The organism is Xanthobacter sp. (assembly GCF_041911315.1).
In the GTDB taxonomy this organism is placed as follows: Bacteria; Pseudomonadota; Alphaproteobacteria; order Rhizobiales; family Xanthobacteraceae; genus Xanthobacter; species Xanthobacter aminoxidans.
This window is the reverse complement of sequence record NZ_JAYRPE010000016.1, coordinates 94,251-100,250: the sequence shown is the minus strand read 5'-3', so window position 1 is coordinate 100,250 and position 6,000 is coordinate 94,251. Positions and strand designations below refer to the sequence as shown.

Annotated in this window: 5 protein-coding genes; 2 read left to right on the top strand and 3 right to left on the bottom strand. The window is 66.9% G+C overall.

The window, feature by feature from the left end:
* Positions 1-82: 82 nt before the first annotated feature.
* On the bottom strand, positions 83-862 hold the full coding sequence (gene hyi / locus ACE3QW_RS06430; protein WP_374250872.1) for a hydroxypyruvate isomerase: 780 nt from the start codon (positions 860-862) through the stop codon (positions 83-85).
* 187 nt (positions 863-1,049) lie between these two features.
* Positions 1,050-2,825 carry a glyoxylate carboligase gene (gene gcl / locus ACE3QW_RS06425; RefSeq protein WP_374250871.1) on the bottom strand — a complete coding sequence of 592 codons (1,776 nt, stop codon included), beginning with the start codon at positions 2,823-2,825 and terminating at the stop codon, positions 1,050-1,052.
* Positions 2,826-3,082: 257 nt separating this feature from the next.
* On the opposite strand from gcl, the gene ACE3QW_RS06420 reads away from it, so the two are divergent.
* Positions 3,083-3,388 (top strand): YARHG domain-containing protein, encoded by a 306-nt coding sequence (locus ACE3QW_RS06420; protein WP_374250870.1) that lies wholly within the window; start codon positions 3,083-3,085, stop codon positions 3,386-3,388.
* 157 nt (positions 3,389-3,545) lie between these two features.
* The gene (gene pncB / locus ACE3QW_RS06415; protein ID WP_374250869.1) at positions 3,546-4,838 is read left to right on the top strand and encodes a nicotinate phosphoribosyltransferase; all 1,293 of its coding nucleotides are present in this window, start codon (positions 3,546-3,548) and stop codon (positions 4,836-4,838) included.
* Between the two features lie 51 nt (positions 4,839-4,889).
* Here pncB and ACE3QW_RS06410 read toward each other — a convergent pair whose 3' ends face one another.
* Positions 4,890-5,996 (bottom strand): choloylglycine hydrolase family protein, encoded by a 1,107-nt coding sequence (locus tag ACE3QW_RS06410; protein WP_374250868.1) that lies wholly within the window; start codon positions 5,994-5,996, stop codon positions 4,890-4,892.
* Between the last annotated feature and the right edge of the window lie 4 nt (positions 5,997-6,000).

The window sequence follows — 6,000 nt, the reverse complement described above, 5'->3', positions numbered from 1 at the left end:
CGCCGCGGCGCCGGACCCCTCACCCGTCCCGCGGCGATGCCGCGGTCCACCCTCTCCCGCAAGGGGAGAGGGGTAAAACAGCTCAGCCCTTGTAGGGGGCGAACCAGCCGATGCCTTCGTCGGTGGTGGTCTTCGGCTTGTATTCGCAGCCGATCCAGCCGTCGTAGCCGGTGTCGTCGATGGCCTTGAACAGGAAGGGATAGTTGATCTCGCCCGTGCCCGGCTCGCCGCGGCCGGGATTGTCCGCGAGCTGGATGTGCTTGATGCGGGCGATGTTGTTGCGGATGGTCGGGGCGAGATCCCCTTCCATGATCTGCATGTGGTAGATGTCGTACTGGAAGAAGATGTCGTCCGCGCCGACTTCGTCCAGCACCGCCAGCGTCTGCTTGGTGTTGGTGAGGTGGAAGCCGGGGATGTCGCGGGTATTGATGGCCTCGACGACGAACGGGATGCCCGCCTTCTTCAGCTCCGCCGCAGCGAACTTCAGGTTCTTGATGAGGGTCTCGTGGACGGTCTCGGCCGGCACGTCCTTGGGGGTGAGGCCGGCGAGGCAGTTGATGGCCTTGGTGTTCAGGGCTTTCGCATACTCGATGCCCTTACCCACGCTGTCCTGGAACTCGCCCTCGCGGCCGGGGATGCAGGCGATGCCGCGCTCGCCCGCCGCCCAGTTGCCGGCTGGCAGATTGTGCAGCGCCTGGGTGAGATTGTACTTCGCCAGCTTCTCCGCCAGCGCGTCCTTCTCATAGGGATAGGGGAAGAGATATTCGACGCCCCTGAAGCCGGCATTGGCGGCCTTCTCGAAGCGGTCGAGGAAATCGATCTCGTTCCACAGCATGGTGAGATTGGCGGCGAACTTGGGCATGCGTCTCTCCGCGGGCTGAGCCCGGTTCTTTGAGGAGTGGGCAGGATGGCACCTCCCGGCACCGTCATGCCCCGGCTTGTCCGGGGCATCCACGGTTTTGTTGAGAGGGGCTTCCGGGGGAGGGGTGGATCCCCCGGACAAGCCGGGGGATGACGTCCTGTGCGGTGCCGGCGCCGGTGCGCCGGCCCTACTCGGCCGGCTCCAGGGCGCGCACGTCGCTGAGCGGCACGTCGAGGACTTCCTCGAACTCATTCACGGCGTTGATCTCCACGCCCATGGCGATGTTGGTCACGCGCTCCAGGATGAACTCCAGCACCACCGGCACCTGATGCTCGTCCATGAGCTTCTGGGCGTTGGCGAAGGCATCCTTGAACTCGTTCGGGGTGCGCACGCGGATGGCCTTGCAGCCGAGGCCCTCGGCCACCGCCACATGGTCCACGCCGTAGGCCCCGATTTCCTCCGAATTGATGTTGTCGAAGGAGAGGCTCACCTCGAAGTCCATGTTGAAGCCGCGCTGCGCCTGACGGATCAGGCCGAGGTAGGAGTTGTTCACCACCACGTGCAGGTAGGGCAGCTTGTGCTGGGCGCCCACCGCCAGCTCCTCGATGAGGAACTGGAAGTCGTAGTCGCCCGAGAGCGCGACGATCTTGGCGTCGGGCCGCGCGGCGCGCACGCCGAGGGCCGCCGGCAGGGTCCAGCCCAGCGGGCCGGCCTGGCCGCAATTGATCCAGTGGCGCGGATGGTAGACGTGCAGGAACTGCGCGCCGGCGATCTGCGAGAGGCCGATGGTGGAGACGTAGGTGACGTCCTTGCCCAGCGCCTCGTTCATCTCCTCATAGACCCGCTGCGGCTTCAGCGGCACGGCGTCGAAATGGCTCTTGCGCAGCATGGTCTGCTTGCGGGCGAGGCATTCGTCGGCCCAGGCCGTCCAGTCCGGCAGCTTGCCGGCGGCCTTCAGCTCCTTCGCGGCGGTCACGAACAGCTCCAGCGCCGCCTTGGCGTCAGAGACGATGCCGAAGTCGGGGCCGAACACGCGGCCGATCTGGGTGGGCTCGATGTCCACGTGGATGAACTTGCGGCCCTGGGTGTAGACCTCCACCGAGCCGGTGTGGCGGTTGGCCCAGCGGTTGCCGATGCCGACCACGAAGTCGGACGCCAGCATGTTCGCGTTGCCGTAGCGGTGCGAGGTCTGGAGGCCGCACATGCCGGCCATCAGCGGATGGTCGTCGGGAATGGTGCCCCAGCCCATGAGGGTGGGGATGACCGGGATGCCGGTGAGCTCGGCGAACTCCACGAGGAGGTCGGAGGCATCGGCGTTGATGATGCCTCCGCCGGCGACGATGAGCGGCTTGTTGGCGTCGAGGATCATCCCCATCGCCTTGTCGATCTGCGCCCGCGTGGCGGACGGCTTGTAGACCGGGAGCGGCGCGTAGGTCTCCTCGTCGAACTCGATCTCCGCCATCTGCACGTCGATGGGCAGGTCAATGAGCACCGGGCCGGGGCGGCCGGAGCGCATGACGTGGAACGCCTGCTGGAACACCATGGGCACCAGCGCCGGCTCGCGCACGGTGACGGCCCACTTGGTGACGGGCTTGGCGATGGATTCGATGTCCACCGCCTGGAAGTCTTCCTTGTAGAGGCGGGCGCGGGGCGCCTGGCCGGTGATGCACAGGATCGGGATCGAGTCCGCCGAGGCCGAATAGAGGCCGGTGATCATGTCCGTGCCGGCGGGGCCGGAGGTGCCGATGCACACGCCGATGTTGCCGGCCACCGCGCGGGTGTAGCCCTCGGCCATGTGGGAGGCGCCCTCCACATGCCGGGCGAGCACATGGCGGATGGAGCCGCGCGCCTTCATGGCGGAATAGAGCGGGTTGATGGCCGCGCCCGGAACACCGAAGGCGCAGGAGATGCCTTCCTTCTCGAGAACACGGACGGCGGCGTCGACGGCGCGCATGCGGGCCATGGCAGTCCTCCCTTTGGCGTGATGCCTTTGGTCTTGTTGCTTCGTCCTCGCCGGCCGCGATCCTTCAGGGATCTTCACGGGGGAACTTCGCGGGGAATTTCGCGGCCTTGGACTTTCGTCTTGGATACGCCCGCACCGTTTTCGCTTCTATGGGAAGAAACGGAATGACATTCGTGCCGTTTGAGCAATAATGCTGCGAACGGCATGCCCCGCCCGCCTCGGGCGGTGACAGGGTGCGGCAATTGGGGGAGGCGGGGATGGCGAGAGGTAGGGGGAGGGCGCTCGGGGCGCTTGTCCTTGGGGCGCTCGCGGCGACGACTTTCGTCTCGGGCGCGGGTTTCGTCTCGGGCGCGAAGGCGCAGGCGCTGAGCGAACTCTCCTGCAAGGCGCTGTGGTACCAGCGCAACGCGGTCTATGCGGAGCAGGGCTATTGCTTCAAGACCAAGGACGCCATCGCCACCTTCGGCGCCCGCTGCTACGCCCCGTTCGGCAAGCTGACGCCGGACCAGCAGCGCTATGTGAACGAGGTGCAGGCCTGGGAGGCCCGCAAGGGCTGCCGCTGAGCGGGCGCTGATTCCGCATCCTGCTGCGAATGGATCGCAGAGACCCGCGACGATCGCGCTTGGCATGCTATAGATACCATCCCGCCCTGTCGGGGCTCCCGCGCGGTCGTCCGCCTGCCCCGCCACACCGCACCGCAACGACATGGCCACGGCGCCCATGACCGACATCGCCACGCGCGTCTACAACCACACCTGGAAGATCGACCCCATCGTGCGGTCCGTGCTCGACACGGACTTCTACAAGCTGCTGATGGGCCAGACGATCTTCAACCGGCACCGGTCGACCCGCGTCACCTTCGGCATCCACAACCGCTCCACCGCGGTGCGGCTGGCCGACATCATCGACATCGGCGCCCTGCGCGAGCAGCTCGACCATGTGCGCTCCCTCTCGCTCACGCGGGGCGAGAGCACCTGGCTGCGCGGCAACATGTTCTACGGCAAAAGGCAGATGTTCTCGCCGGACTATGTGGCCTGGCTGGAGGGCTTCCGCTTCCCCGCCTATCACCTGGAGAAGGTGGACGGGCAGTACGAGCTGACCTTCGAGGGGCCGTGGGTCGAGACCACCATGTGGGAGATCCCCGCCCTCTCCATCATCAACGAATTGCGCTCACGCGCCGTGCTCAAGGGCATGGGCAAGTTCGAGCTGCAGATCCTCTATGCCCGGGCCATGGCGCGGGTGTGGGAGAAGGTGCAGTTCCTGAAGTCCCTCGGCCGCATCAACATCGCCGATTTCGGCACCCGCCGCCGCCACGGCTATCTCTGGCAGGACTGGTGCGTGCAGGCGCTCATGGAGGGGCTGGGCGAGGGCTTCCTCGGCACCTCCAACTGCCTCATCGCGCTGCGCCACGAGGTGGAGGCCACCGGCACCAACGCCCACGAGCTGCCCATGGTCTATGCGGCGCTGGCCCGCAACGACGACGAACTGCGCTGGGCGCCCTATCAGGTGCTCGCCGACTGGCAGGACGATTACGACGGCAATTTGCGCGTCATCCTGCCCGATACCTACGGCACCTCAGGCTTCCTCGAACGCGCCCCCGACTGGGTGACGCACTGGACCGGCATCCGCATCGACAGCAAGGAGCCCATCGCCGGCGGCGAGGAGGCCATTGCCTGGTGGAAATCCCGCGGGCAGGACCCGCGGGAGAAGCTCGCCATCTTCTCCGACGCCCTCGATGCGGAGGAGGTGGCGCGCATCCACCGCACCTTCGCCGGCCGCATCCGCCTCGGCTTCGGCTGGGGCACGCTGCTCACCAACGATTTCCGGGGCCTGGCGCCCAACGGGGCGCTCGATCCCATCTCCATCGTCTGCAAGGTGATCGCCGCCAACGGCCACCCGGCGGTGAAGCTCTCCGACAACCCCACCAAGGCCATGGGCCCGCCCAGCGAGGTCGAGCGCTACAAAAGGGTGTTCGAGGTGGGCGAGCAGGAGGCGCGTAGCGCCCTGGTTTAGAGGGCGGTGCGCACCGCCCTCGGGTGAGGCGCGGCGCGCCGTCCCGCCGGCTCAGTTCTTCAGCGCCGCCGTCCCGTCCACCGCCGCCGGGAACGGCAGGTCCGTGATCAGCCGCGCGCTCGGCTTGTCCTGGGCGAAGATGGTGTCGAGATCGAGGGTCAGGAACGTCGTCCGGTGGGCGTAGTCGGTGATCATCAGCTTGTTGTGGGTGAGGTCCTTGATGGCCACCCACTGGGTGTAGTCCGAGACCACCGCGTCGCCGTCCTTGCTCTGCGCGACGCCCAGCGGAATATCCACCGTGTTGAGGATATGGCCGATGGCGGCGGAGGCGTCGGCGGCGTCCTTCGGCTGGGCCATGGAATGGCGCATGAAGGCCGCGCGCACGAAGCGCGAGGGCGGGGTGAAATCGCCCGGCAGCCCGGTGGCGCCGCCGCCCTGGCCGATGGCCGTGACGTTGGCCGTGCCGAACCGGCGGTCGGCGACGCCCATGGTGGAGAGATTGAGGTAGTTGCGCAGGTTCAGGAGGTGCCAGTCATAGGGCGGCGAATTGGTGAGGACGCTTGCCACATTGTCGTGGATCTGCAGTTCGCCCCCCACATATTCCACGATGATGCTGGCGCCCGAGCGGTCGGTGAAGACCATGTGGATGGTGGGCGGGGTCGGTCCGCTCGGCAGCGAGGCATCGGACCAGACCTTGGTCTTCGCCAGAGCGGCCCGCATCTCGGCCACCGTGCCGTGCATCCCCAGCGCCCAGGCGCCGAAGCCGAGGATGGAGACGTAGGACGTGTCCGCCTTGGTCACCGTCTGGTAGGTGGTGAAGCCGGGCAGGAAATTGCCGCTCATGCCGAGGCCGGCCGCGTTCTGTCCCTCTAGCACGGCGCCGCCGGGGATGATCTCGGCGCTGATCCCCACGACCGGATAGAGCGTCTTCACCTTGTTCTCGGGCAGGCCGAGGTTCGAGGGCGCCGTGAGCGTCAGGGCCGTGCCCTTGGGCATGCTCACCAGCGTCCATTTCATGTCGAACGCCCATTCCATGGTGCGCCCGGCGATCACGGTCTTGTCCGCCGCGACCACGTTCACCGCAGTGCAGGCCACGGCGAGCCCGGCGTTCTGGATGGGAAGGAATGCGGCAAGTGCAGCCGCCAGGATGCGTTTCATGGAA